Source organism: Acinetobacter sp. YH12108 (assembly GCF_013419055.1).
Taxonomy (GTDB): Bacteria; Pseudomonadota; Gammaproteobacteria; order Pseudomonadales; family Moraxellaceae; genus Acinetobacter.
On sequence record NZ_VPAW01000027.1, the window covers coordinates 1 to 25,259 of the forward strand.

The window sequence follows — 25,259 nt, forward strand, 5'->3', positions numbered from 1 at the left end:
TCAGAAGTGAAACCTCTTAGCGCTGATGGTAGTGTGGGGTCTCCCATGTGAGAGTAAGTCATCGCCAGCTCATTATTCCAAAAGCCCTCTGCTCACGCAGGGGGCTTTTTTTATGCGTGGGGTTTAAAAAATTAAGTCAAATTATATTAATTTACAAATAGATTAATTACTGTTTAATAAAAATAAGTGATTAATAATGCTTAAAAAATTATATAAGAATGACGTTAAAGTTCATGAAATCATTATAGTTTTGTGTGTTTTTTTATCAAACTATGTTATAAAAGTTAAAACGGCATGAAAATTGCTTATAAAACGAGATTTTTATTAGGGGGTCATATGAAATTATCAGTGGGATTACGAATTGCCAACTCGCTGTCATTAACTCCACAGTTACAACAAGCAATCCGCTTATTACAATTATCCAGTCTGGAACTAGAGCAAGAAATCCAGCTACAACTTGATAGTAATCCTTTGTTAGAAAAAGTTGAAGAGCAAATCAGTGTTGAAAGTCTTTCTACTGTTGATGCGAGTCAAAAGGATTTAACCAATGAACTCAATGCAGACCATCTTCCGGACGATCTACCTGTAGATACCGACTGGGATGATGTCTATACTCATCAACCGACAAGTCTGGGTGCAGCAGAGTTCGAAGAGCGCGAAGACAATCGTCAAAGCCAGCAAAGCTTACAAGAATATATGCTCGAGCAGGTTAATCTGCTGCACTTTTCTCGCATTGATCAGCTGATTGCATACTGCATTATTGATTCTCTAGATGAAAAGGGTTTTCTGGATGCAGAAATTTCCGAAATTACTGCATCAGTACAACATCTTTTATCTTCCATGGATTATGAGGAAGAAATCGAAGAGGATGAAGTACTCGTTGTTCTTAAGCATATTCAGCGTCTTGATCCGATTGGAGTAGGTTCCAGAAATCTAGCTGAGTGTTTATTGATTCAGCTGGATAGCCTACCAGTTAATACCCCTTGTCGTAATGATGCGGTTAAATTGCTGCAACATTATGAGCTGCTGATTACCAATGAATTACCAAAACTCATTAAGCAAACTGGTTTAAATCAGGAACAATTACGCTGTGCGGTTGATTTGCTAAAAACTCTTAAACCATATCCGGGACTGGAGTTTGAAAGTAAGGAATCTGATTATCAGATCCCCGATGTCGTGGTAATGAAAAAGAATGACTGCTGGCAGGTGACGTTAAACCCTGATGTGATGCCAAAGTTAAGACTGAATTCTTTTTATACCAATATGATTCGTCGTGCTGATCAGAGCGAAGATAATCAATATTTGCGTAATCAGATGCTGGAAGCGAAAAACTTTATTAAAAGCATCGATGAACGTCATAAAACTTTATTGAAAGTAGCCACCTGTATTGTTGAACATCAGAAAAGTTTTTTAGAAATTGGCCCTGAAGGTATGAAGCCTCTGGTTTTACGTGATATTGCTGAAGAAGTGGAACTACATGAATCAACTGTATCTCGTGTAACGACTAACAAATATATGCTGACCCCACGTGGATTATTCGAACTGAAATACTTCTTCTCGAGTCATGTGGGAACGACTTCGGGTGGTGAGGCTTCATCTACTGCAATCCGTGCCAAAATTAAGAAAATGATTGCTGAAGAAAATGCACGTAAGCCTTTATCTGACAATGCAATTGCCAATCTTTTGAAAGAAGAGGGGATTGATGTGGCACGACGTACGGTCGCGAAATATCGTGAATCGTTACATATTCCTTCCTCTTCTGAGCGAAAAGTCTTGATCTAGTTTTTGAAATTTGATTATTCTAGAGATTCATTATGACATCGTAATGAATCTTTTTTTCTTTTGAGGAATGGTAAAAATGATCTGAATAAATGCTTTAAATCACGATTTTGCTTGAGCAAGTTATTGTATTCTTTTCATTTTTAACTGTGATTCTTCTGATCCTAACGAAGGTGAGGGATAGAACTATGCAAATAACAATTCGTGGACATCATTTATCAATTACGCCAGCGATTGAAGAAACTATAAAAACGAAATTTTCACAGATGACCAAACATCTGGATCAGGTGAACAGCATGCAGGTTAAGCTTTCCAAAGATCATCAGATTGATAAGCGCTCAAAAAGAGGCAGTAGTAACCATATCGCAGAAGCGATTGTCCGTTTACCGGGTATTGAGTTTTTTGCCCATGCTAATGCTGATGACATGTATACCTCAATTAAAATTTTGACGGAAAAATTAAAAAAACAGATTGACCGATATCGCGAAATGCAGCTGAATCATCAGAGTTTAGCCATTTAAGCGACCAAATGGGGAAAAAGAGGTTTTTAAAAGCCTCTTTTTTTATATATATAATGTATGTGACTAATGAATTATTTTTTACATTTATAGTAAAATGACTCGTTTTACACCCTTAGTCCTATAAGAGGTCTTGTGATGAATAATGAACAGCTCGCTGAAATTTTAAAAGCCGCTTTTCCTGAGGCGGATGTTGCTGTGAGTGGTCAGGGCGGAAAATTCGATCTCCGTATTGTGGATGATCAGTTTGAAGGTAAACGTCCGGTTGCACGTCAACAAGCTGTTTATGCTCCTCTCAATTCCCATATTGCCAGTGGTGCAGTGCATGCTGTGACCATTCGTGCATTGACCAAAGAAGAATGGCGTAAAGCAAGCTTATTTGGAGCTTAATCAATTAATGGATAAATTCTTAATTCAGGGCGGTATTAAGCTCGACGGTGAAGTGCGTATTTCTGGTGCAAAAAATGCAGCGCTTCCATTATTAGCAGCAATGATTCTTGCTGATACGCCAATCACACTTAAAAATGTTCCAAATCTAAAAGATGTAAATACCTTGGTAAAGCTGATCGCAGGTCTTGGGATCACGATTAGTTATGAAGGCGATACAGTTATTGCAGATACCTCTACTTTGGATAACCAGTTTGCACCTTATGAACTCGTAAAAACCATGCGTGCTTCTATTTTGGTGCTTGGTCCTCTATTGGCGCGCTACGGTAGTGCAAAAGTATCCCTGCCAGGTGGATGTGCGATTGGTTCTCGTCCAGTCGATCAGCATTTGAAAGCACTAGAAGCTTTAGGTGCCGAGATTGAGGTTGAGGCCGGCTATGTCCATGCTAAAGTCGATGGTCGTCTGAAAGGCGGTGAAGTTGTCTTTGATATGGTGACTGTGGGTGGTACTGAAAATATTCTGATGGCTGCAGTATTGGCGGATGGTGTGACCACGATTCGTAATGCGGCGCGCGAACCTGAAATTACTGATCTTGCCCAAATGCTGATTAAGATGGGTGCGAAAATTGAAGGTCTAGATACCGATACCCTAGTGGTTACCGGTGTAGAACGCCTGCATGGCTGTGAATATGCAGTAGTGGCCGACCGTATTGAAACTGGTTCTTATCTGGCTGCTGCAGCTATTACAGGTGGTCGTGTTAAAACCACACATACAGATCCAGCTTTAATGGAAGCTGTACTGGATAAGTTTGAAGAAATGGGTGCAGAAGTCACTCGTGGTGATGACTGGATTGAACTGGATATGATGGGCAAACGTCCGAAAGCGGTGAGCTTCCGTACCTTGCCACATCCAGATTTCCCAACAGATATGCAAGCCCAATTGATGGCAGTCAATGCTATTGGTCGTGGATTTGCCACAATTTCTGAAACGATTTTTGAAAACCGTTTTATGCATGTTCCTGAATTGGCCCGTATGGGAGCCAATATTCAGGTCGAAGGTAATGATGCTGTCGTAACAGGTGTAGAAAAACTTTCTGCAGCACCTGTGATGGCAACAGATTTACGTGCTTCATTCTCTTTAGTTCTTGCAGCACTTGCAGCCGAAGGAGAAACATTGATTGACCGTATTTATCATATTGACCGCGGTTATGAAGATGTCGAAGCAAAGTTACAAGGTTTAGGTGCCCAAATTAAGCGAGTAAGTTAATGAGTGATATGAGAAACGATGATCCAAACTTTGACGTAATGGGCAATTTTGATCATGGTTTAACGTTAGCATTAAGCAAGGGCCGTATCTTAAAAGAAACTTTACCTCTGCTTGAAACAGCAGGGATTAACCTGCTGGAAGATCCGGATAAATCACGTAAGCTGATTTTTCCAACCACGCATAAACAGGTGCGTATCCTGATTTTACGTGCCTCTGATGTGCCGACTTATGTTGAGAATGGTGCGGCAGATATCGGTGTAGCAGGTAAAGATGTGTTGATGGAACATGGCGCGCAAAATGTCTATGAACCATTAGATCTTAAAATTGCCAACTGCAAATTGATGACAGCAGGTAAAGTCGGCATGGAGCGTCCGAAAGGCCGTTTAAAAATTGCGACTAAATACGTGAATCTGACCCGTCAATACTACGCGAGCCTCGGTGAACAGGTTGATGTGATCAAGCTTTATGGTTCAATGGAACTTGCACCATTGGTGGGTTTAGGTGATTACATTGTTGACGTGGTCGATACAGGCAATACACTGCGTGCCAATGGTCTTGAACCACTTGAAGAAATCTGCAAAGTCTCTTCACGTCTGATTGTGAACAAAGCCAGCTTTAAACGTAAGCAGGCATTACTGAATCCGATTCTTGCTCAGCTTGAGCAAGCAGTGGAAGCACGCGAACAGGCGAAAAAAGCTTAAATTTAAGCTTTATCAAAGACCGTCCACTTTGGGCGGTTTTTTATTGCTGATTATAAATATAAGAAGCTCAATGCTTTCATCAATTTTATCAAAAGCTATTTCCAATAAAACTCATAGCACAAGTCTGTTCTAGCTACCGACAAAGTCTTTGAAAACAGGTAAACTAAAGCCTTCGAATTCAAACCTTATGGGTAAATTGATGCGACGTTTATCGACACAAGATCAAAACTTCAAGCAGGCGTTTGCTGACTTGTTGGCTTTTGAAACCGTGAATGATCCTGAACTTTTAAAAACTGTAGACCAAATTATTGCTGACGTACGTCAGCATGGTGATGCTCATGTTCTTAAATTGACTCAGCAGTTCGATCGACATCCAGCGCATCAATTTTCAGATTTGGAACTGACTCAAGAGCAACTTAAAGCAGCTTTCGAAGGCTTAACGACTGAAGTGCGTGAAGCTTTAGAATTGGCTGCAAACCGTATTCGCGAATTCCATCAGGCACAAAAACAGGATGGTTGGACGTATGTCGACGCTCTAGGTAATACCTTGGGTCAGAAAGTGACGCCTTTGGATCGCGTAGGGATCTATGTTCCAGGTGGCTTGGCTTCATATCCATCTTCGGTGTTAATGAATGCTGTTCCTGCACATGTGGCAGGTGTAGGTGAAATTGTTATGGTGGTGCCTGCTCCAAATGGTGAACTGAATCCATTGGTCTTGGCTGCTGCCTATCTGGCTGGCGTACACCGTGTATTTACCATTGGTGGCGCACAAGCGGTTGCTGCATTGGCCTATGGTACAGAAACCATTCCACGTGTCGATAAAATCACTGGTCCAGGTAACCGTTTTGTGGCTGCGGCAAAACGTGCAGTATTTGGTCAGGTCGGTATCGACATGATTGCTGGTCCTTCAGAAATTCTGGTCTATGCAGAAGGGCAGAACAATGCCAAATGGTTAGCGATGGATTTGTTATCTCAAGCTGAGCATGACACTGTTGCTCAAGCTGTATTTATTACGCCTGATGAACAGCTTCTCAATGAAGTAGAACAAGCAATTGAAGAGCATTTGCTAGCTCTACCAAAAGCAGAAATTGCCCGCACTTCAATTGCCAATCGTGGTGCATTAGTGCTTGTGAAAGATCGTGCTGAAGGTATTGAGCTGATTAACCAGGTAGCACCTGAACATTTAATGCTGTGTTTGGATGAAGCTCAAGAAATGGCTGAAGAGATTCGCCATGCCGGTGCGATCTTCATGGGACGTTATACGCCTGAAGCGATTGGTGACTATTGTGCAGGTCCAAACCATGTATTACCAACATCTGGTACAGCACGTTTCTCATCACCACTGGGTGTGTATGATTTCCAGAAACGTTCAAGCCTGATTATGTGTTCTGAAGATGGTGTGAAAACCCTTGCGAAAACTGCAGATGTTCTGGCACAGCAGGAAAATCTGGATGCGCATGCCCGTTCAGCACGCTACCGTTATCAGTAATTAAATACTTATATTAAATAAAAGATATTTCTTTCCCTTCGGGAGAGGTTAGGTAAGGGGAATTATTTGACCTCTCCCTAACCCTCTCCTAAAAGGAGAGGGAATTTGAGAATAGAAAATGTCGAATATCACAATAGAGCAAATGCGTTTTTGGAGCCCTGAAGTCCGTGAGCTAGAGCCTTACGTTCCAGGCGAACAGCCCAAAATTCAAAACCTTTTAAAATTAAATACCAATGAAAATCCGTATCCACCATCACCGAAAGTCGTGGAAGCGGTGCAAAAAGTTTTAGCCAATGGCGCAGATGTTTTACGTCTTTATCCAGATCCAGATGCATCTGAATTAAAATATGCCATAGCTAAACAGCAAAATGTTACTGTTGAAAATGTCTTTGTAGGCAATGGTTCTGATGAAGTCTTGGCACATATTTTTAAAGCCTTCTTTATTCAGGAACAGCCACTGCTTTATCCAGATATTACCTATAGCTTCTATCCGGTTTATAGCCAGTTCTTTGGTGTCAAAACCAAAATCTTGCCACTCAATGAAAATTTTGAAATTGTGGTAGATGATTATAAACAGCCAAATGGCGGCATTATTATCACCAATCCGAATGCGCCAACCAGTATTGCGCTTAGTTTGTCTGGCATTGAAGAAATCCTGCAAGCGAATCCAGATTCAGTAGTCGTCATTGATGAAGCCTATGTAGATTTTGGTGCTGAATCAGCAGTGAGTTTGATTGATAAATATGAGAATCTAGTAGTCTGTCAGACGACTTCAAAATCCCGCTCTTTAGCAGGCTTACGTGTCGGTTTTGCGATTGCCCAATCGCATTTAATTGCAGCACTTGAAGCGGTAAAAAACAGCTTTAACTCTTATCCAATGGATCGTTTTGCGATTGCGGCTGCGGTCGCTTCATTCGAAGATCAGGAATACTTTGAAGCACAAAATGCCAAAGTCATTGCCAGTCGTGAAAAACTGGTTAATCAGTTGAATGAGCTCGGTTTCAAAGTCTTGCCATCAAGTGCGAACTTTATTTTTGCTTCACTACCATCAAAAGATGCAGGTGAGTTAGCGGCTGAATTACGGGAACGTGGCATTATCGTACGTTACTTTAATAAACCTCGTATCAATCAATTTTTACGTATTACCATTGGTACAGATGAGCAAAATCAGCGTTTAGTGGATACATTGAAGAATGATATTTTAGCTTAATTAAATCCACCCTAACCCTCCTTTGATAAAGGAGGGAACCTTTTTCTTTTTAAAGAGAGAATCCCCCTCTTTGTTAAAGAGGGGTTAGGGGGGATTCAAGACTCTATGGAGCCGCTTTTTTATTTATTCGGGTTTATACCAGGTATTGAGTAAATCCAGCATGGCCTCGACTTTATCAAAACACTCCTGATATTCTGCATCACAGTCAGAAGAAATCGTAATTCCGCCACCAGCCCAAAGTGAAACCTCATCTTGATATTTCTGAATCGAGCGAATCAGAATATTCCAGCTTCCTGTTCCATCAAAATTAAAATAACCTAATGAACCACAATACGCTCCACGTGGAGCACCTTCTAACTCTTCAATAATTTGCATGGCGCGAATCTTTGGTGCACCGGTAATTGATCCACCTGGAAGTGCATACAGCAATACCTCAAAAGGATGCACACCTTCTTTTAAAGTCGCTTCGACTTCGCTAACCATATGATGTACTTGGTTAAATGACTCAATATTGAATAACTTAGGTGTCTTGACTGAACCTGTTTCTGCATAAACACTGAGGTCATTGCGTAGTAAATCTACAATCATGACATTTTCAGCCTGATCCTTCTTTGAGTCTTTTAAGCGTTGTTTGGATTGTTCATCAAGCACCGGATCGGCAAAACGTGGCATGGTACCTTTAATCGGTTTGGTGACAATTTTTCGATGTGCTTCAAAATCAATAAACAGTTCAGGTGAACAGCTCAATAATTCAAAATCACCAATACGAAGATAGCCCGCATATGGCGCATTGGTTAATGTCCAGAAAGCATGTGCAGTTTCTAATAATGAACCTTCAGCCAGTGCTGTAAATTCTTGGGTTAAGTTAATCTGGTAACAATCACCGGCTAGAATATAATCCTGAATATCCTGGAATGTCTGTGCATAGCGAGATTTGTCCCAACGTGGGCTACAAAGAGTTTTTAATTGAAACTTAGGCGCTATGGAGGCTTGATTTAATAGATTTTGAAGATGATTGAAAATATCTGCTGCTTGCGGATCATGACTATAAAATACCCATTGATCAGCTTCGAACTTGATATAAGAATCAAATTGACCGATAAATAAGCCAGGTTGAGCTCGCTCCGGGTATTGGATGTGCTGTTGAGCAGCGTAATCATAGCCAATAAACCCGACATAACCCCCAGAAAATTCATTCGTTTTAATATCTGGAGTTTGCTCAAGCTCTAAGATGAGTTCAGCTATATCAGCCTGATATTGCTCGATATCCACTCTCTTAAATGCCTGAATTTGTTCATCCTGCACCATAAAATATTTCTGTGCACAGCAGGCAATAAAAGGTTGCCCATTATTATTTAAATATATTAGGTGATCTAAGGGGCTTAATGCATGCAATAGATCTTTAAGCTGAAGAGATGCAAAACTTAAAGGACAATGGTAAGGAGCTTCGTTCATTCAGTAGCGCATATTTCGATATGACCCGGTATTTTATATCAAGAATAGGAAAAAATATTTCTAAATCATCAAATACCGTTTGTCGGTAAGCTCAATATTGCGACCAACGACAGTTGATCAAAATATGACTCGACGTTAAGTTAAGTGGGCGAGCAAAATTACTCAAGGAAAGATGCTTTGCGTTGTCAGAAAATAAAAAACACAACGTCGGCACTGAGTGATTCACAACCAAAAAAAAATAGTACTCTTGGGAGAGTAAACAATGAAAAAATTCACAAAATTGGCTTTAGCTGCTTCAGTTGCTTTTAGTGCAAACGCAATGGCGATGCAATCACTGGACGATGCATCTCTAAGCGCGACTACAGGTCAGGACGGTTTGAAAATCGGTATCGGTATTTCAAAAATTGAAATTGAAAAACTATTTATCCATGATAATGATGGTTTAGCTGAAGATTCTACTGCAACAGCGGGTGTTATTGAAATTTATAATAATGATGGAGTTGTTCTTCGCCCTGGAGAGGCTGCTAATGGTATTGTGGGTGGTACTGGTGAAGCAGGTGCGATCTATATCAAAGCAAATGGTAAAGGAAGAACAACAGCTAATGGTATCGTGATTGGTGCAAACTACGATGACAATGGTGCGTATTTATTAGATTCACGTAACCTTGCAGATTTAACCATTGACTCAGATGCTGGTGCTGGTAACCCGTTTATCAACATTGCCGCTGAAGTATCTGGCTTAGATATCAACATCGGTGAAATTGGGGTTGTAGGATCAGCTTCATCTCTTACAGATTATGAAAGTGGTTTAGCTTCAGCTACTAGTATTCGCCGTGGTGGTGCTGGTAAGGAAAATGCGATTTTATCTGGCCTATCACTTAAAACAGGTCCAATGTCTGCCAATATTCAATTAGGTGCTGCTCCACAGGGTGCAATGATTAAGTTGAATGCAACAATGACTGGCGGCTTAACAATTACAGATTTGGGTATTCTTGATAATTCAACGACTGGTGGACAAGTTGCTGACGGTGTAACCACTTCAGGCCCAGGTGAAATCTTCATTGAAAGCATCAAGTTAACCGATGCTGGTACTAAAGATTTGACATTGAACCAAAGCATCAGTGTATTTGGCGAATCAAGTGCAAACGATGGTTTCATTCGTATTATGAGTACAAGTGGTGCACATGATAACTATGTGAAAGGTATTCACCTAGGTAGCCAAAATGCAGCATCAATTGGTGATATGGAAATTCAAGGTCTGCAAACTTACTTTAGCCCGGCACCTGGCCAATATGCAAAAGGTGCAATTATTACCATTTCTGGTCACTAATTTTTACCTTAAAAAAGCGCGTGTTTACACGCGCTTTTTTTTATGACTACAACATCTATCTAAAAAAATAAAAAAAGACTGTATTTTTTTGAAAAAGAAGGTATCTTTCTAGTTACAGGGAAGTAGAGTGAAGACTCTATAAAAAGAAAAATTAGGCACATCATGCCAATGATAAGAAAAGTAAAAGAATATGTTAGAGATTGCATTGGGCTCGGCATTGATGTATTACGCTGCCAAAGAAGCTCTGGATATTAAAAAACAGCCACCAGGCGCTGTTCACTATACTGAAGTTCTTGATTCAAGAAATGATTCTTTCGTACGTATGCACCGCGAACATGTGGAAGTCAAACCTGCACTGTTAGACCAGTTTCAGGGAATTGTGCGTCAGGCTTATGATTATAGTTGTGGTTCGGCAGCACTTACGACTTTATTAAATGGCTATGTAGGTACCCGGCTGGATGAGCAGCAAGTCATGAATGGCCTAATGAAATTTGGTGAAACGGATAAAATCATCGAACGTCGTAGCTTTTCCCTTCTTGATATGAAACGTTTTGTTGCTGCCTTAGGTCTGGAAAGTGGTGGCTATCGTGGAGAATTTGAAGATCTGGTTAAACAGGGGCAGCCCGCCATTGTTCCTATTTCCTATGCAGGATTTAAACATTTTGTCGTGTACAAAGCTTATAAAAATGGACGGGTGTATGTTGCAGATCCTGCGCTAGGTAATATCAGTTTTGATGAACAGCGATTTAAGGAAATTTGGGAAAACAATACTTTATATTTAATTAATGTCCCTGAACAATATCGAAAAAACTTTTTGGCATTAAAAGAGTCGGATATGCGTCATGTCGAAGATGCAACCATTAACCGTTATGCTTTAGTTGATATGCAGTATCCACAGTTCTATATGGATAAAATTGCCGATAAAGCATCGACTATCCGTATGGATCGTAACCGTAATGTAGATTCAGAAAAATTTGGGGAATATCAATATAATTTTCTCAGACTTTATTACAAGAATAAATAAAACGAAAAGATGGCTATAGAAAAATTAAAAATGGTGAAATGGATATGAACAGTAAATGGATGAACAAGACATTCTTGGCGCTCAGCATTCAGATGGTCATGGGAGTGGCATGGGCTGCGGATGAGCCTGAACTGGGTGAGTATGAAACGGTTGAGGAAGAAGTAGTCGAGACTGCCGCATCCGTTGATATTCAGCCTGAACCAGCAGCAACTCAGGCTGTAGAAGAACCTGAACTTGGGGGGTATGAAACAGTTCAGGAGGAAGCTGTAGCAGAGCCTGAACTGGGAGGATATGAAACAGTTCAGGAAGAAGCTGTTGTTGAAACAGCTGCACCTGTTGAAGCTCCAGCCACTCAAGCAGTAGATGCATCTCAAGCCTTACAGAAAAAAGAAGGAGATGCTACTCAGGAAGCGAGTCTAGAAGAAGTATTTACTTCAAATGAGCGTCAATACTCACTTATTAAACAAGGTGAGATTTCATCCTATTATGATATCGATTATACCTATTATCGAGATACACAACTCGATATGGAAATGGCACAGGGCCAGTTGTATCAACTCCGTGTTCAGGAAAATGCAACACATAGCTTGACCAATACTTTCACTTTTCAGTATGGGGTGAAAGATAACCTGACCTTAACAGCTTCTTTACCTTTAGTCGCTAAAACAGATCTATTAAAAGATACCTCTACAGCAGGATTAGGGGATATTAGTTTAGGTGCACGTTGGGAGCCATTCCCTTTAAAAGCAGGTCGTTTACCACTTATTTTATTTGCTAATTTATCGACTAAAACAGGTGATAGCCCATATGAAATTAATGCAGCAAAAGATCTGGCTGCAGGCAAGGGATATTACTCAGCCGGTGTGGGGGCGAGTACACGTAAATATATTGACCCAGTGGTACTATTTGCCTCTGTTTCTGCAAATTATGGGTTTAAGGAATCTGGCTTAGATCAGCGTCGTGGTACACGAATTATTGAAGAATTTGAACCAGGAATTAGTGGTGGTTTCGCTTTCGGTTTCGCTTATTCATTTAACTATGATGTTTCCATGACCATGTCATATCAGCAAAGCTTTAATACTGGTGCCGAATTTAAGTATCACACGGGTGAAAGCTATTCAGCCGCTGATCAGACTAGCTCGACTTTTGCGATTTCTTTAGGAGTGCGTGTATCCCCAGAAACCATTGTAAATGGTACGGTCGGATTAGGGCTGACCGAAGATGCACCAGATGTTTCACTGGGACTTTCATTCCCACTTGATATTTTAGGTTTCGGTAAGAAATTCAGTTAATAGGGGTGTCGTATGAAAAACATTCGACTTAGCCCGTTATTAACAGGAATTATTCTTGCGGGCTGTTCAAGTTATACCTTTGCACAATTAGGGACCAACCTTTCTGTTGACCTGCGTGCATTGTCTATGGGGAACGCAGTTACTGCAGATCCGCCAGGAGTGAATGCAATTCACTTTAACCCGGCTGCATTGGCTAAAATTGAAGGCTTACAAACCGAACAGCAAATTATTGTTGCGAACTTTGATATTCAGCGTGAATTTACGGTTCCTGCTGGATATAACGTTTTTGGTTATTCAGATGATCCAATGGTCTGTAATGATGGACCTGAAGTGTCTTCTGATTTATGTACAGATTTTAAGGGCCCAGTGAAGGGTGATGTAGAGTATGTCAGTCTCTACGTACCAATTTTGAAAAAAATGGTGGATTTGGGTGAAGGCCTCCCGATGGCAGCACCTACCATGGGGGTCTCTTATAAACCACCAGGCTCTAAAGCAACTTATGCAACTGCCGTTTATGCACCGCTAGTTGCAGGTTTTGGTCATGAAGATGGTAATCCTGCCAATTTTATGGGACAACAGGTTGCTCTGGAGCGGATTACATATTTATCTCCATCAATTGGTTATGAAGTCAACGACCAGCTTTCGATTGGTGCTTCAATCGGGATGTCTTATCAAGCCATTGCCATGAAAACAGATTTACGTTTTCCCAATGAGCTGATTGGCATGTTGCGTATGATTGATGAAGTCGTATGTACACCATTTAAAGAAAATTCTGACATCATTACTGACATCTTGTTGCTCGGGATCTGTAATGCTGATGAAGGAATGAACCCATTTGGTAAATTTGGCCAAATGCAACTTTCATTAGAACAAAATTTAAGTCCAAGCTATAACCTGGGTGTTCTATGGGAGCCTACTGAAGATTTCAGTTTTGGTATGGTTTACCAGAGTGCGGCCAAAATGCGCTTAAAAGGTAAATATCATATCGATAATGCCAAAGCGCCACAGGAAATGATTAAAGGTCTGATGACCTCTCCAACTGGCCAGATTTTAGCTGCAATTCTTGGTTTTCCAAATTATATCCCTTCAAGTGAATCGGGTCTGGTTTCCATGGATTTCGAATACCCAGCTCACTTTCAGGCGGGGATCAAATATAAGGTAATGCCAGATCTACAAGTCAATTTTGATATTGGCTGGACAGATTATGCTGCTTGGGACCAATTCAAGTTTGAGTTCGACCGTACCCTGTCTGCCTTGAAGATTGCCAAACTGTTATCTGCCAATGTAACGGATTCTTCACTTGCATTACCGCTTAGGTTTGAGTCGCCATGGAACTTCGGGATCGGAGTAGAGTATTCAGCAACTGACCGACTGAAACTTCGTGCTGGCTATGAACCACGTACCAGTGCCATTCCAAAAGATAAACGCAATACTATGGTACCGATTAATGGTGCACAGCTATTTGGTTTAGGAGTGGGCTACCGTTTTGACGCAGATACGGATCTGGATCTATCTATTGGTTTCTTACGCAGTAAAGATAATATTCCAGCAAATACCAGTAGCCTAGCGAACCAGACCGGGGTAAATAACCTGTTACTGAATCCATATGCAGGCTTGAATGTCAAAACAGATACCAAGATCACAATTTTAGGTTTGAACTATCGCACCCGTTGGTAAGGAAGAAATGATCAGAACAGGGAACTTAGGGATAAAAATGGTACTGGCATTAAGTCTGGTACCATGGTCTTTTTATACAAATGCCAGAGAGTTTATTACGATCATTGGGCCCGATGGGCGACCATTAGTTGTGCCACGTCAAAATAATGAGCAGAAAGAAACAACAAAAAACCAAGCGGCCACTACTCCGAAAAAATTGACTACGCCCGTTACATCTACTGCACAGGATCTGAAAAAATCCGAGCCAAAGGCGGTGGAAAAAAGTGTGACAACAGGTGAGCAAAAAAATAATATGGTTGTACAACCAGTACAACCAGTACAACCAGTACAACCAGTACAACCAGTACAACCAGTACAACCAGTACAACCAGTACAACCAGTACAACCAGTACAACCAGTACAACCAGTACAACCAGTACAACCAGTACAACCAACTAAACACGTTGAGTCTAGATTACCGCAGCACTTACCACCAGTGACACAGCTTCAAACCCCTGAACCTGTCATTCAGGCAGTACCTGATCCTGTTCAAAAACAGGGTTTCAGTCAGATTGAAGGGGTGGAATATGTGGATAGTGAATATCTGGAAAATAAAGAATTTAATCTGGAAGGTAAAAAACGTTTCTATAGTATGCCTGAAGGGATAGTTGATAAAAATATTGGGTCAACACGTGTACAGACGATTGAGCGTGAAAAAGGAGTTGGACAGTCGATTATAAAATCCTTGTTTCAACAACCTGTCATAGATTCTGGTCCTGTTGTACTGGCCCAAACCTACTACCGTATTTCTCAGCCTGAATCTGTAGAAAGCTTAGGTAAGCAGTGTTTTAAAGATAAAAAAGTTAAGAATGCGAAAGAGATTAGTGCAGGTAAATCCATTAATCTGTGGCCACGGGCACCGCTGAAATCAGATGAGTTTGATTATGAAATTGTGAAGCTAAAATCTGATATTAAAAATATTCAGATTCAGTCTTATGCTTCCCGTCAGAATAATCCTGCCTATTACTGGCCATTTGTTGTATTTCTGGATGAACGAGGCTGTGTTTTAGAAGGGGCGGGCGGTTTTAAAAATCAGGAAGCACAAGCCAATATTATTCAACATGAGAAGATACAGGGAATTATTCAGATTCCTGCGCAAAGCCAATATGTATTAATGACCCCACTCGCTTCAGCCATAGATGTTGAAGACAAGATGCTGACAAATTATGGACAACTAAAACTAGTCGCCATTCGATAAGGACGATTCGAGTAGAATAAGATGAAAAATAAAATATTATATCCATTTGCTTTCACTGCTTTATTTGCCGCCCTCAGCGGATGCGGAGGTGAAAGTGCGAATGTCATACCAGAACAAAATGATGAAGCCACCACGAACGGTTCATGCTCTGCTACTGCAACGAATTGTCTGGAATGGGGGCTTGAATATCCAATTGATGGTCTTAACTTTAATTGTAGTGGTGATAAAGAAAATACCTTTATTACTTTATTTGACCAAAATGATGGGGTGGCGTCAGGTACTTGTCAAAAAGCAGATAGTATTGAATTTTATCTAAAAAGTTTTAGTGATACCAAAATCAAATTGGGTACTGTAAAGCTTTCAGAATATATGAACCTCAGTACATCGAGCCAATTACCCCGACTCAGTGTACTTGATATTGCCAAGGGGATTACTGGTCGTAACATTGCCAGAATCGAACAGACAGATCCAACCGTACAGGTGGCGATGAAACTGGTCAAAATCTGGCAGACCTTGGCACTGGAAAAAGGTCGTATCTATAATCCGACAGATGTACAGCCCTTGTATATCACAGAGGATATGCGAAAGAATCTGGGCAAAATTAATAAAGATATCAGCCTGACAGATGCAAATTTAGCAGAAACCCTTAAACCTTTTATTGATATTAGCCAGATTAGTGATGATCAGGCCTTTGAAGTCGTAAAAAAACTGGCCAATATTGCCAGTGCAGCAGTATATCAACCAGAATTTTCTCTGTTCTCAACCTCAGGCATTATTAGCAGTAACTTGACTGGTTCCGATGGTCTGGCGGGTTGTAATAAATCTGTATGTGACATTAAAGATAAAACGACTAAATATTTATTTGGACATTTTATCCTGATTACAGACCGCCAAGGTTATACCTTCGGTAGTGGACTACAGTGGCGTGATACTCAGCTAAAACTGGGCTCCAATAATCTGGGATCTTTGGGTGGCATTAATGCGGAATTGATCCGTAAGGTCAAACCACAGCAAATTACTGCAGTACCGCAAACCAGCTGGATTAGCCCTGCCACGAGAATGCTTTCATCAAATGCACCATATAAAATGAATGTGGCTAACAACAGCAATCCATTAGAAATTTACCAAGGCCGTTTGCTGAGCGATTATGTGATTGCTGGTAAAGAAGCATTTTATAAGATGGCCACAGGTAAAACTGAACTCAGCGATGCTGATCGTGCCAGTCTTGGCTTATGGCGTTTTAATGCCGATGATGACAACTATAGTGGCTCAATTGATCTTTATAAAATTTTCCCGATTAGCTATCTGGATCGTCAAGTCTTTAGAACAGCTGAAAATGTAGAGCCAGGTGAAGAATATATTTTCCCAATGTATGGCAACATGGAGTTTAAATTTAGCGAAAACTCAATTAGCCCTGTTACAGTGGGTGTTGTGATTGATAGTAATGGTGATGTGCGTACCAATATGCAGTCCGCGAGCAATCTTACAACTGATAGTATTAATGGTTGCCAGGGAGATATCTTACCGGCTGGACTTAAAGACAATAACGGCGTTCAACAATATCGTCTGGGTACATTAGGCCGTGCATTTATAGATGAAAAAACAGTATCTATGCGACTGGTCTTCGCTGATCCTGTATTTGGTTCATTAAATGGTGCCTTGGTAGGTATGAACTCCACTATTCAGGCTTCAACCAATACAGATGATAAGATTGTGATTGGTGGAGCATTACTCAATTTATCTAATGTACTGAATGGAACCAGTCGTGTGGGCTTTACCAACTCAGCTGGAGAAAGCGTAGGTTGGGCGAATACTTATGCCAGCTTCCAGAAAATCTATAACAACAATAATACTGATGAAACGACGGAGGAGACCAATCTGGCCAAGCTAAGTGGCGGAAGTGTTTCGTTTAAATTAGCGGATTGTTATAGCATCAAAACCAAATAATAAAAAAAAGCCCATCAAATGATGGGCTTTTTTATAAAAAGACATTTTAACCTGTGTGATCCAAACGGGTTCCCAAGGTCTCTAGGTGCATCGGGAAGTTATTGGTTTTACGGTCTTCAAAATAATGACGAAGCGTATGCTCTACACTCGGGAAAGCCAGTTCACTCCAGGGAATTTCATCTTCGTTAAATAAACGTGCTTCAATGGTTTCTTCACCTGCACCAAATTTTCCATCAATCAGTTGAGATTTGAACAGGACATAAATCTGGCCAATCCGCGGAATATTGTACAGGCAGTACAGCTGTTCAATATCCACTTCAGCTTCGGCTTCTTCACGGGTTTCACGTGCCGCGCCCTGTTCCATGGTTTCAAACAGTTCCATATAACCGGCAGGGAGGGTCCACAGTCCATAACGTGGTTCAATTGCACGGCGGCAGAGCAGGACTTTATCTTCCCAGAGCACCAATGCACCGCAAATCACTTTTGGATTAATGTAATGAATATATCCGCATGTAGTACAAACCTTGCGAACCTTCTGATCGCCTAAAGGAATTTTCTCTGTTGTTTTATGTCCACAGTTCACACAGAAGTTCATATTCATCATCAATGATAACAGTAAGGTCAGGATAACTGAAAAATCAAAATTTGGCATCATTTCTATCCCGCCAAATCAAAAATCAGCTATGATGAAATTATAGTCGCATAGGGAGCTGAATGAATGGATGAGCTGGGATTAATACAACGCTTGCAGAAACATTTACGATTTTCCAAACGGATTCAAACTGCACAGGCTGCTGTATTAATTGCGATCACAGATGAAGCTGATCCCAAAGTTTTGCTGACACGCCGTTCAGCTTATATGAATAACCATGCAGGAGAAGTCTCTTTTCCAGGTGGTAAACGCGATCCGCAAGATACCAGTAATATTGTAGTGGCTTTGAGAGAGGCGTATGAGGAAACGGCGCTTAATCCATTTGATGTGCATCTGATCGGGGATCTGCCGATGCAAAAGGCACGTAATGGAATGCTGGTCAAACCTGTGGTAGGTATAATTCCGCCTACCATTCAACTCATTCCTCAGCCGACGGAAATTGACCGGATTTTCTTTGCTTCCTTACAGCATTTGTTGGAAGCCCAGCCGATGCCTTATGAAGTACGGTTTGCCCAACAGTCTTTATATTTTCCAAGTATGCGGGTGGAAAATGAGATTGTCTGGGGACTGACCGCACGTATGCTGATCTCACTATTTCAGTACGGGCTTGACTATAAAAAAGACTGGCCATTTTTACTTAATTCACCTGCGTTTAAACGCTCAAAATTTTTTAACCGTTGAACAGGATTTCAGCCATGTTATATCAGTTTCAGGGACATACACCAAAAGCAACGCATCAGCCATGGGATGGTTGGGTGGCACCTACAGCGACGGTCATTGGACAGGTTGAATTAGGCAAGCAGGTGAGTGTCTGGTTTGGCGCCGTCGTTCGTGCAGATAACAGCAAAATCCGTTTAGGTGACTTCACCAATGTTCAGGAGAATTCCGTGCTACATACCGATGCTGGGATTGAAATGAATATCGGGAATTATGTGACTATTGGCCATCAGGCCATGCTGCATGGCTGTACTATTGGCGATAATAGCCTGATTGGGATTCAAGCGGTGATTTTGAATCATGCCGTGATTGGTAAGAATTGTATTATTGGTGCCAATGCCCTGATTCCAGAAGGGAAGGTGATTCCTGATAATTCGGTGGTGATGGGCTCACCAGGCAAAGTCGTGAAAACTTTAGATGAAGCCAGTATTCAAAAACTGAAAATGAGTGCCATGCACTATGCCGAACATTTCCAGAAATTTCAGGACCTGGAAGAAGTACAGCTTTAGGCTGTTATCTGAATAAAGTCCTCAGTTAAGCCTAGAATTTTCTAGGCATTTTTGTATCTGGCTTGGGAAAATCTCGCCTAGAAGATATGAGTGGAGTATTATATTCGACGTTTTTTATATTCTCTGAATTAAGGTTGTGCATGAAAGTGCTGGCATTGGAGACTGCCAATGAGCAGTGTTCCGTCTCTGTGATCGATGATACTCAAGAACTATTTTTTCAGCTTGATGCGCGCGCCAAGGCACAAACGCAAACCATTCTCCCAATGATTGAACAAGGCCTCAATGATCTGGGCTTGGCTGTATCTGATCTGACAGCAATTGCCTTTAGTCGTGGCCCGGGATCGTTTAGTGGTGTTCGCATCAATGCGGCTGTGACCCAAGCTTTGGCTTGGTCAAATGATCTGCCTGTAATTCCGGTATCCACTTTACAAGCTTTGGCGCAAGCGGCATATCGTTTGCATGGTTTAACTACAGTAACTGCCGTACTGGATGCACGGATGAATGAAGTCTACGTGGCCAGTTATCAGTTAGATGCTCAAGGGGTTATGCAGGCTGTTGATGAAGAACAGCTTTTGAGTTATGAACAAAGTGCTGAAGCAGTAAAATTTACTGTGGTGGGTTCAGGTGCCAATCTAGTTCAAGAAACAGCATCTGAATATAAAAATGTCAGTGCAACAGCGCAGGATATTGCCATGATTGCGCGTGCAGCAGCAAAAACAGAAAATTGGGTCAGTGCAGAATTGGCACTTCCGGTATATTTACGTGATAACGCATGGAAAAAAATTCCAGAACAAGGCAAAGCATAATTAATCAGGATTAAGCATGGATCTTTTACTGCTGCTGAAAGCAGCAATTATGGGTATTGTTGAAGGTATTACCGAGTTTTTGCCTATTTCCAGTACTGGGCATCTGATTTTGGCTTCAGAATTAATGAATTTCTGGACTAAACAAAAAAGCGATGTTTTTGTCGTCGCAATTCAGATGGGGGCAATTGCCGCGGTTATTTATGAATATTGGGCACGGCTTTGGGGGGCAGCAACCGGGATCGTAAGTGGTGAACCGCAAGGACGCCGTTTAGGGATTGGCCTGATTCTGGCTTCTATTCCCATTGTGCTGATTGGCCTGACTCTAGGGCAAACCGTAAAAGAGCTGCTATTCAATAATATTGCGATTGCCATTGGTTTGATTGTCGGTGGTCTGATCATTATCTGGATTGAAAAGAATCCACCCAAGGTACGTGCCCAGGAAGTTGAAGATCTGACCGTAAAAGATGCGATCTGGATTGGTCTGATTCAGGTCTTATCCCTGATACCGGGAACTTCACGTTCAGGTGCGACCATTATCGGGGCGATGTTCCTTGGCGTATCACGTAAGGCTGCAACTGAATTTTCATTCTTCTTGGGGATTCCGGTTATTATCGGTGCAGGCCTGCTCGATCTGTATCAAAGCTATGATGTTTACAGTACCACAGAAGACTGGACGGTTCTGGCAGTCGGTATCATCGTATCGTTCATCTCAGCGCTTTTATTAATCCGTGCCTTGGTAGCCTATGTGGCAAAACGTGATTTCATGGTTTTTGCCTGGTATCGCATAGCCTCAGGTTTACTGATTTTATTATTTGCCTTTACAGGTTGGAGATTATGGTAAGCACGATTCGCTTATATACCGAATCTGAGTATCAAGAGAAAGCACAGCACTTCGAGGCTGTGCTTTCTTCTCGTGGTGTAGAGGTTAGTATTGAGGTTATTGAAAAGCTGAATGCACGTTTCTTGCGTTTACATCCCGAACTGGCCCTGTGTGTTGATGCTGACGGCCTATGGCTCTGTGCCAATGGCATGAAAATGCAACCAGATTGGCAAGCAGAAGTAGGGCGTTTAAAACGTGCCTCTTTAAAATCGGAAATGATTGCTCGTGCTTGTAACCTCGGAGAAAAGCCGACTCTTATCGATGCGACAGCTGGGCTAGGTCATGACAGTCTGTTGATGGCACATTTGGGTGCTCAGGTGACCTTGGTCGAACGACATCCTATTTTATTTACCCTGCTTGAAGACAGTCATCACCGAGCGAAAAAGGATACTTTTCTAAGTTCGGTGGTTAACCGGATTCATCTGGTTTTTTCAGATTCTGCAGACTATCTGAAATCACAGGCTGAGCAGAATGCGGTCGTCGATGTGGTTTATCTGGACCCGATGTTTCCACAACGTGACCAGAATCAGCAGGCACCGAAAAAGCAGGCACAGGTGAAAAAACAAATGCAGTTATTACATTTGCTTTTACCGGAAGATGGTGAAATGGATCTGGGGGATAATCTCTTAGAATTAGCACAAAAAATTGGCAAGCGGGTGGTGGTGAAACGTCCTCGTCTGGCCGTATTTTTAGCTGGAAAAGAGCCAAATCATCAATGGTCTGGTGATGCTTGCCGTTTTGATGCCTATTTTCAGCATGAACTGGTTACTTAATATGAGAATTGCTTCAAAATAGATCAAGGATTTGTTATATATTTAAAAATTGGCATTGATAAAACTTATATCAAGCATAAACTTATTGGGCACATTAGCGAGCCACTCATCTCCCTGAAATCATATGATCGACTTTAAACCCTCCATCAATTTTTGGCACGATTTTAAAAGCAACCAAATTGCCGGGATGTGGTTATTTCTGGGATCTCGGCGTTCGCTGCAACTGGTGCGTCCCTCTATTCTGCAATTAGTGTTCTGGGGCATTTTGGGCGGCTGTGCTAATAGCCTGTTTAGCTGGCTCAGTTCCGGCCGCATGGGAGATTTTAACTCTCAAGGTTTGATCAGTTATGCACTTTGGCCCTTTATTGCCTTGATTGTCGGGATTTTCTTGTCCCAACGGGTGAATAATCCTCGTCTGATGCTGGTACCCGCATTGCTCTGGCTGGTGCTGGATACGCATATCATGCTGTTCCAGAGCTTGATCCAGTATCTGGGTGATCTGGATTATCTACCCTATATTTTCTATGCCTATATTCCGACCCTGTTTGTCATGCTGTTTGTCTGGCAAAGTCTGGCTGTGGTCTGGGTGATTTCACGTGAATTAAAATGGCCGTGGTGGGAACGGGCACTGATTATGCTGGCCACCTTGTTTACCTTGGTGGTGTGGCAGATTTCGGTGAAAGATCAGCCCATCTGGAAAGTTGAAGAAATTCCACCAAGTTTTGCTGAAGATGCTTTCTATGCTCAGCCGATCTTGCTGAATAAGGCGCTGGATGCAATTGAATATGGTGAATTTGCACAGTCGCATTGGTACTTTATGGGTGTGGCTGGCGCGAGTTATCAGGATGTGTTCTATTCAGAAATAGAGCGGATTAAAAAGCAGTTTGATACCCGGTTTGGGACTTTTGGCCGTTCGATTATGCTGGTGAATCATCCGGCAACACGGACTGAGATTCCACTTGCTTCCAAAACCAGCATGGAATTGGCCTTGCGCCGTATTGGCCAGCAGATGAACCGGGAAAGTGATGTACTGTTCCTGTATATGACCTCACATGGCTTGCCAAATGAATTTGAAATGGAAAATGCACCGCTAGATCTGGCATCAGTCGATCCAAAATGGTTGCGTGATACTCTGGATGCCTCAGGTGTACGCTGGCGAGTGATTGTTATTTCTGCCTGTTTCTCAGGTAGTTTCGCTTCGGCTTTGCAGAATGATAATACTTTAATTATCACAGCCTCTGCTGCTGACCGTCAGTCTTTCGGTTGTTCAAACGAAGCTGATTATACCTATTTCGGCCGTGCTTTCTTTGATGAGGCCATGCGTGAAAATAACAGCCTGAAAGCCTCTTTTGAGCAGGCCAAGACTACAGTGGCTAAATGGGAAGCAGCTCAGGGATTTGAACCGTCAGAACCACAATGGGTGATTGGCAAAAACATGGAATTGATGTTGCCACAACTGGAACAGCGTCTTTTCCCTCCAGCGACGACCACTTCAGCATCTCCGTCTGTCGCTTTGACTCCATAAACCAATCTACAACTTTAGAAAATAGAAAAAGGAATGATGATGGAACTGGTACAGAATAATCGAAGCTTTGAGGGTGAACAGCGGATTTATAGCTTTGAGTCTAAAATATTAAAAAAACCAACCAGATTTGGCATCTTTCTGCCGCCACAAGCTCTGGAAGGCCAAAATTGTCCAGCTTTGTTCTATTTAGCTGGCCTGACCTGTACGGAAGAAACTTTTGCAATCAAGGCACATGCCCAGCGTCTGGCGGCCCAGCTTGGCCTGATTCTGATTACACCAGACACTTCACCGCGTGGAGACGATGTTGCCAAAGGGGATCACTGGGATATCGGGCAAGGCGCTGGCTTTTATATCAATGCCACTCAAGCACCGTGGGCTGAACATTATCAGATGGAAAGCTTTATCGTCGATGAGTTGTATGAACTGGTGTGTGAAGAGTTCGTAGTTCAGGCAGATAAGATCGGGATTTTCGGTCATTCCATGGGTGGACATGGCGCTTTAACTTTGGCTTTTAAATATCCGGAAAAATTCTGTTCAGTTTCGGCATTTGCACCGATTTGTGCACCAAGCCAATGTCCATGGGGTGAAAAAGCATTCTCAAATTATCTGGGCGAAAACCGCAAAGAATGGTTGAAGCATGATGCAACTGCGCTGGTTCAGGAAAAAGGTGCACTGTTTAGCGATATCCTGATTGATCAGGGCTTTTCTGACCAGTTCTATAGCCAGCTGAACCCGGCTTTATTTCAGCAAGCTTGTGATGCTGTGAACCAGAAATTAACCTTACGTGAACATCAGGGTTATGATCATGGTTACTATTTTATTCAAAGCTTTGTAGATGACCATCTACAATTCCATGCCGTGCAATTAAATCCATAAGCCAAGCAACAAAAGCGCAGCAAACTTAAAAGTACAATGAAACTCCAAGAATAGATCATGTTTTTGGAGTTTTTATATGAATATCAAATAAATATAATAAAAATGGCATATAAGTTGCTATTTAAAAATCAGGTAGAACCAGTTGCAGTTAAGAACACGATGCACAATAAGCCTGAACCAGAGATTGATCAGCCATCACCTTCACTAGAAAAACATAGCTTCCGATTTCATGGCAGTGCCACTGAATATTTTGGAATCTGGATGGTGAATTTGATGTTAACCATCATTACGCTTACTTTGTATAGCCCGTGGGCAAAGGCACGCCGTATCCGCTATTTCTACGGTAATACCCAATTGTTAAAACATCGCTTTGACTTCATTGCTATGCCAAGCCGAATTCTGCTAGGTCGTCTACTGGCATTGGAGTTGTATGTGGTGACAGTGATCTTGACCAATTACTCCATTCTTGCCACCAGTTCATTATTTCTGATTGCTGCGATCTGTCTACCCTGGTTAATTCGGATGACTCTGAAATTTAAGGCCCGGAATAGTAAATATGGTAATGTCCGGTTTCATTTTTGTGGAAGCAATCGGGAAGCCTATAGAGGCTTATGGCTCGCGATATTGATCAATATTTTTACCCTGTTTCTTTTCAGCCCAGTGGTGATTTGGCTATACAAACGTTACTGCTTTAATCATTTATCGATCGGACAACTTCAGTTCAGGCTGGGAATTCAGTGGTCTAAATTTATGTCGGCAGTCTATATCCCCTTATGTCTGTGTCTGCTGATTGGTATCGCATGGAGCGCAGCAATCGTTTACTGGGTCGATTTGATCGGTACAAACCTGTTTACCTTGGGTATTGTATTGAGCTATCTGTTTTGTCTGGCCTTGGTCTGGCCGATGATATCTGCACGCTTATATATGTATACCTGGAATCATGTAGAGCTTGGTCAAAGCTACTTTAAAACCCGGGTAACGACATGGCGTTATAGCTGGATTGTACTGAGTAACTGGATTGTGCGTGCACTCAGTTTGGGACTCATGACCCCTTGGGCGAGCATTCGTTTATATGAATATCAACTGGCTAACCTGGAGCTTTATCTGGCAGAGGACGAAACTAATCTAAAAAATATCTTGCAGCGTGATCCAAGTGCTATAGCCGATGAAGTACTGGATATCTTTGATTTCGATGCATCGTTATAGGG

At 41.7% G+C, this 25,259-nt stretch carries 23 protein-coding genes; 21 read left to right on the forward strand and 2 right to left on the reverse strand.

All coding sequences use genetic code 11. The features are described 5' to 3' along the window. Positions 1 to 336: 336 nt before the first annotated feature. The 7 genes from FTU46_RS13995 to hisC all read left to right on the forward strand — a co-directional run bounded on the left by FTU46_RS13995 (position 337) and on the right by hisC (position 7,351). Complete coding sequence (locus FTU46_RS13995) at positions 337 to 1,782, forward strand: RNA polymerase factor sigma-54 (protein ID WP_159124272.1); 1,446 nt, start codon at positions 337 to 339, stop codon at positions 1,780 to 1,782. 185 nt (positions 1,783 to 1,967) lie between these two features. Further along, on the forward strand, positions 1,968 to 2,300 hold the full coding sequence (gene hpf / locus FTU46_RS14000; protein ID WP_004783414.1) for a ribosome hibernation-promoting factor, HPF/YfiA family: 333 nt from the start codon (positions 1,968 to 1,970) through the stop codon (positions 2,298 to 2,300). 135 nt (positions 2,301 to 2,435) lie between these two features. Further along, the gene (gene ibaG / locus FTU46_RS14005) at positions 2,436 to 2,687 is read left to right on the forward strand and encodes a BolA family iron metabolism protein IbaG (RefSeq protein ID WP_004783413.1); all 252 of its coding nucleotides are present in this window, start codon (positions 2,436 to 2,438) and stop codon (positions 2,685 to 2,687) included. Between the two features lie 7 nt (positions 2,688 to 2,694). Continuing rightward, positions 2,695 to 3,951 (forward strand): UDP-N-acetylglucosamine 1-carboxyvinyltransferase, encoded by a 1,257-nt coding sequence (gene murA, locus FTU46_RS14010; RefSeq protein ID WP_180105206.1) that lies wholly within the window; start codon positions 2,695 to 2,697, stop codon positions 3,949 to 3,951. Further along, the gene (gene hisG, locus FTU46_RS14015) at positions 3,951 to 4,652 is read left to right on the forward strand and encodes an ATP phosphoribosyltransferase (RefSeq protein WP_005234128.1); all 702 of its coding nucleotides are present in this window, start codon (positions 3,951 to 3,953) and stop codon (positions 4,650 to 4,652) included. Before murA ends, hisG begins: the two co-directional genes overlap by 1 nt. A 187-nt stretch (positions 4,653 to 4,839) precedes the next feature. Continuing rightward, positions 4,840 to 6,141: a histidinol dehydrogenase gene (gene hisD, locus FTU46_RS14020; protein WP_166139574.1), complete on the forward strand. Its 1,302-nt coding sequence runs from the start codon at positions 4,840 to 4,842 to the stop codon at positions 6,139 to 6,141. A 118-nt stretch (positions 6,142 to 6,259) separates the two neighbouring features. Further along, positions 6,260 to 7,351, forward strand: a complete 1,092-nt coding sequence (gene hisC / locus FTU46_RS14025; protein WP_180105207.1) for a histidinol-phosphate transaminase — start codon at positions 6,260 to 6,262, stop codon at positions 7,349 to 7,351. Positions 7,352 to 7,474: 123 nt separating this feature from the next. On the opposite strand, the gene FTU46_RS14030 is transcribed toward hisC, so the two are convergent. Next, the gene (locus tag FTU46_RS14030) at positions 7,475 to 8,806 is read right to left on the reverse strand and encodes an anthranilate synthase component I family protein (RefSeq protein ID WP_180105208.1); all 1,332 of its coding nucleotides are present in this window, start codon (positions 8,804 to 8,806) and stop codon (positions 7,475 to 7,477) included. Between the two features lie 262 nt (positions 8,807 to 9,068). Between FTU46_RS14030 and FTU46_RS14035 the strand changes: the two genes are divergently transcribed. From FTU46_RS14035 to FTU46_RS14060, 6 genes are all read left to right on the forward strand, one after another. After that, positions 9,069 to 10,136, forward strand: a complete 1,068-nt coding sequence (locus FTU46_RS14035; protein WP_180105209.1) for a DUF6160 family protein — start codon at positions 9,069 to 9,071, stop codon at positions 10,134 to 10,136. A gap of 190 nt (positions 10,137 to 10,326) precedes the next feature. Beyond that, positions 10,327 to 11,160, forward strand: coding sequence for a C39 family peptidase (locus FTU46_RS14040; protein WP_180003094.1), 834 nt, complete (start codon positions 10,327 to 10,329; stop codon positions 11,158 to 11,160). A 38-nt stretch (positions 11,161 to 11,198) separates the two neighbouring features. Continuing rightward, positions 11,199 to 12,452 carry a hypothetical protein gene (locus FTU46_RS14045; protein ID WP_171505611.1) on the forward strand — a complete coding sequence of 418 codons (1,254 nt, stop codon included), beginning with the start codon at positions 11,199 to 11,201 and terminating at the stop codon, positions 12,450 to 12,452. Positions 12,453 to 12,464: 12 nt separating this feature from the next. Further along, positions 12,465 to 14,129 carry an OmpP1/FadL family transporter gene (locus FTU46_RS14050; RefSeq protein ID WP_005234148.1) on the forward strand — a complete coding sequence of 555 codons (1,665 nt, stop codon included), beginning with the start codon at positions 12,465 to 12,467 and terminating at the stop codon, positions 14,127 to 14,129. Positions 14,130 to 14,136: 7 nt separating this feature from the next. Beyond that, on the forward strand, positions 14,137 to 15,366 hold the full coding sequence (filE, locus tag FTU46_RS14055; protein ID WP_180057754.1) for a putative pilus assembly protein FilE: 1,230 nt from the start codon (positions 14,137 to 14,139) through the stop codon (positions 15,364 to 15,366). Positions 15,367 to 15,387: 21 nt separating this feature from the next. Beyond that, positions 15,388 to 17,313, forward strand: coding sequence for a hypothetical protein (locus FTU46_RS14060; RefSeq protein ID WP_180105210.1), 1,926 nt, complete (start codon positions 15,388 to 15,390; stop codon positions 17,311 to 17,313). Positions 17,314 to 17,359: 46 nt separating this feature from the next. On the opposite strand, the gene FTU46_RS14065 is transcribed toward FTU46_RS14060, so the two are convergent. Then, a complete protein-coding gene (locus tag FTU46_RS14065; RefSeq protein WP_180105221.1) occupies positions 17,360 to 17,908 on the reverse strand; it encodes an NUDIX hydrolase in 549 nt (182 codons plus the stop codon). A gap of 123 nt (positions 17,909 to 18,031) precedes the next feature. Here FTU46_RS14065 and FTU46_RS14070 point away from each other — a divergent pair, with 123 nt between their 5' ends. From FTU46_RS14070 to FTU46_RS14105, 8 genes are all read left to right on the forward strand, one after another. Continuing rightward, positions 18,032 to 18,646, forward strand: a complete 615-nt coding sequence (locus FTU46_RS14070; RefSeq protein ID WP_034705731.1) for a CoA pyrophosphatase — start codon at positions 18,032 to 18,034, stop codon at positions 18,644 to 18,646. A 14-nt stretch (positions 18,647 to 18,660) separates the two neighbouring features. Next, entirely contained in the window at positions 18,661 to 19,191 is a 531-nt protein-coding gene (locus FTU46_RS14075; RefSeq protein WP_180105211.1) for a gamma carbonic anhydrase family protein, read from the forward strand. Positions 19,192 to 19,331: 140 nt separating this feature from the next. Further along, on the forward strand, positions 19,332 to 19,997 hold the full coding sequence (gene tsaB, locus FTU46_RS14080; RefSeq protein ID WP_180017104.1) for a tRNA (adenosine(37)-N6)-threonylcarbamoyltransferase complex dimerization subunit type 1 TsaB: 666 nt from the start codon (positions 19,332 to 19,334) through the stop codon (positions 19,995 to 19,997). Between the two features lie 16 nt (positions 19,998 to 20,013). Next, the gene (locus FTU46_RS14085) at positions 20,014 to 20,838 is read left to right on the forward strand and encodes an undecaprenyl-diphosphate phosphatase (RefSeq protein ID WP_034705726.1); all 825 of its coding nucleotides are present in this window, start codon (positions 20,014 to 20,016) and stop codon (positions 20,836 to 20,838) included. After that, positions 20,832 to 21,650 (forward strand): class I SAM-dependent methyltransferase, encoded by an 819-nt coding sequence (locus tag FTU46_RS14090; RefSeq protein ID WP_159124259.1) that lies wholly within the window; start codon positions 20,832 to 20,834, stop codon positions 21,648 to 21,650. The genes FTU46_RS14085 and FTU46_RS14090 overlap by 7 nt, the downstream gene beginning before the upstream one ends. A gap of 124 nt (positions 21,651 to 21,774) precedes the next feature. Further along, entirely contained in the window at positions 21,775 to 23,175 is a 1,401-nt protein-coding gene (locus FTU46_RS14095; protein WP_166136755.1) for a C13 family peptidase, read from the forward strand. A 39-nt stretch (positions 23,176 to 23,214) separates the two neighbouring features. Beyond that, on the forward strand, positions 23,215 to 24,051 hold the full coding sequence (fghA, locus tag FTU46_RS14100; protein WP_159124257.1) for an S-formylglutathione hydrolase: 837 nt from the start codon (positions 23,215 to 23,217) through the stop codon (positions 24,049 to 24,051). Positions 24,052 to 24,210: 159 nt separating this feature from the next. After that, entirely contained in the window at positions 24,211 to 25,257 is a 1,047-nt protein-coding gene (locus FTU46_RS14105; protein WP_306670143.1) for a YjgN family protein, read from the forward strand. Positions 25,258 to 25,259 lie beyond the last annotated feature (2 nt).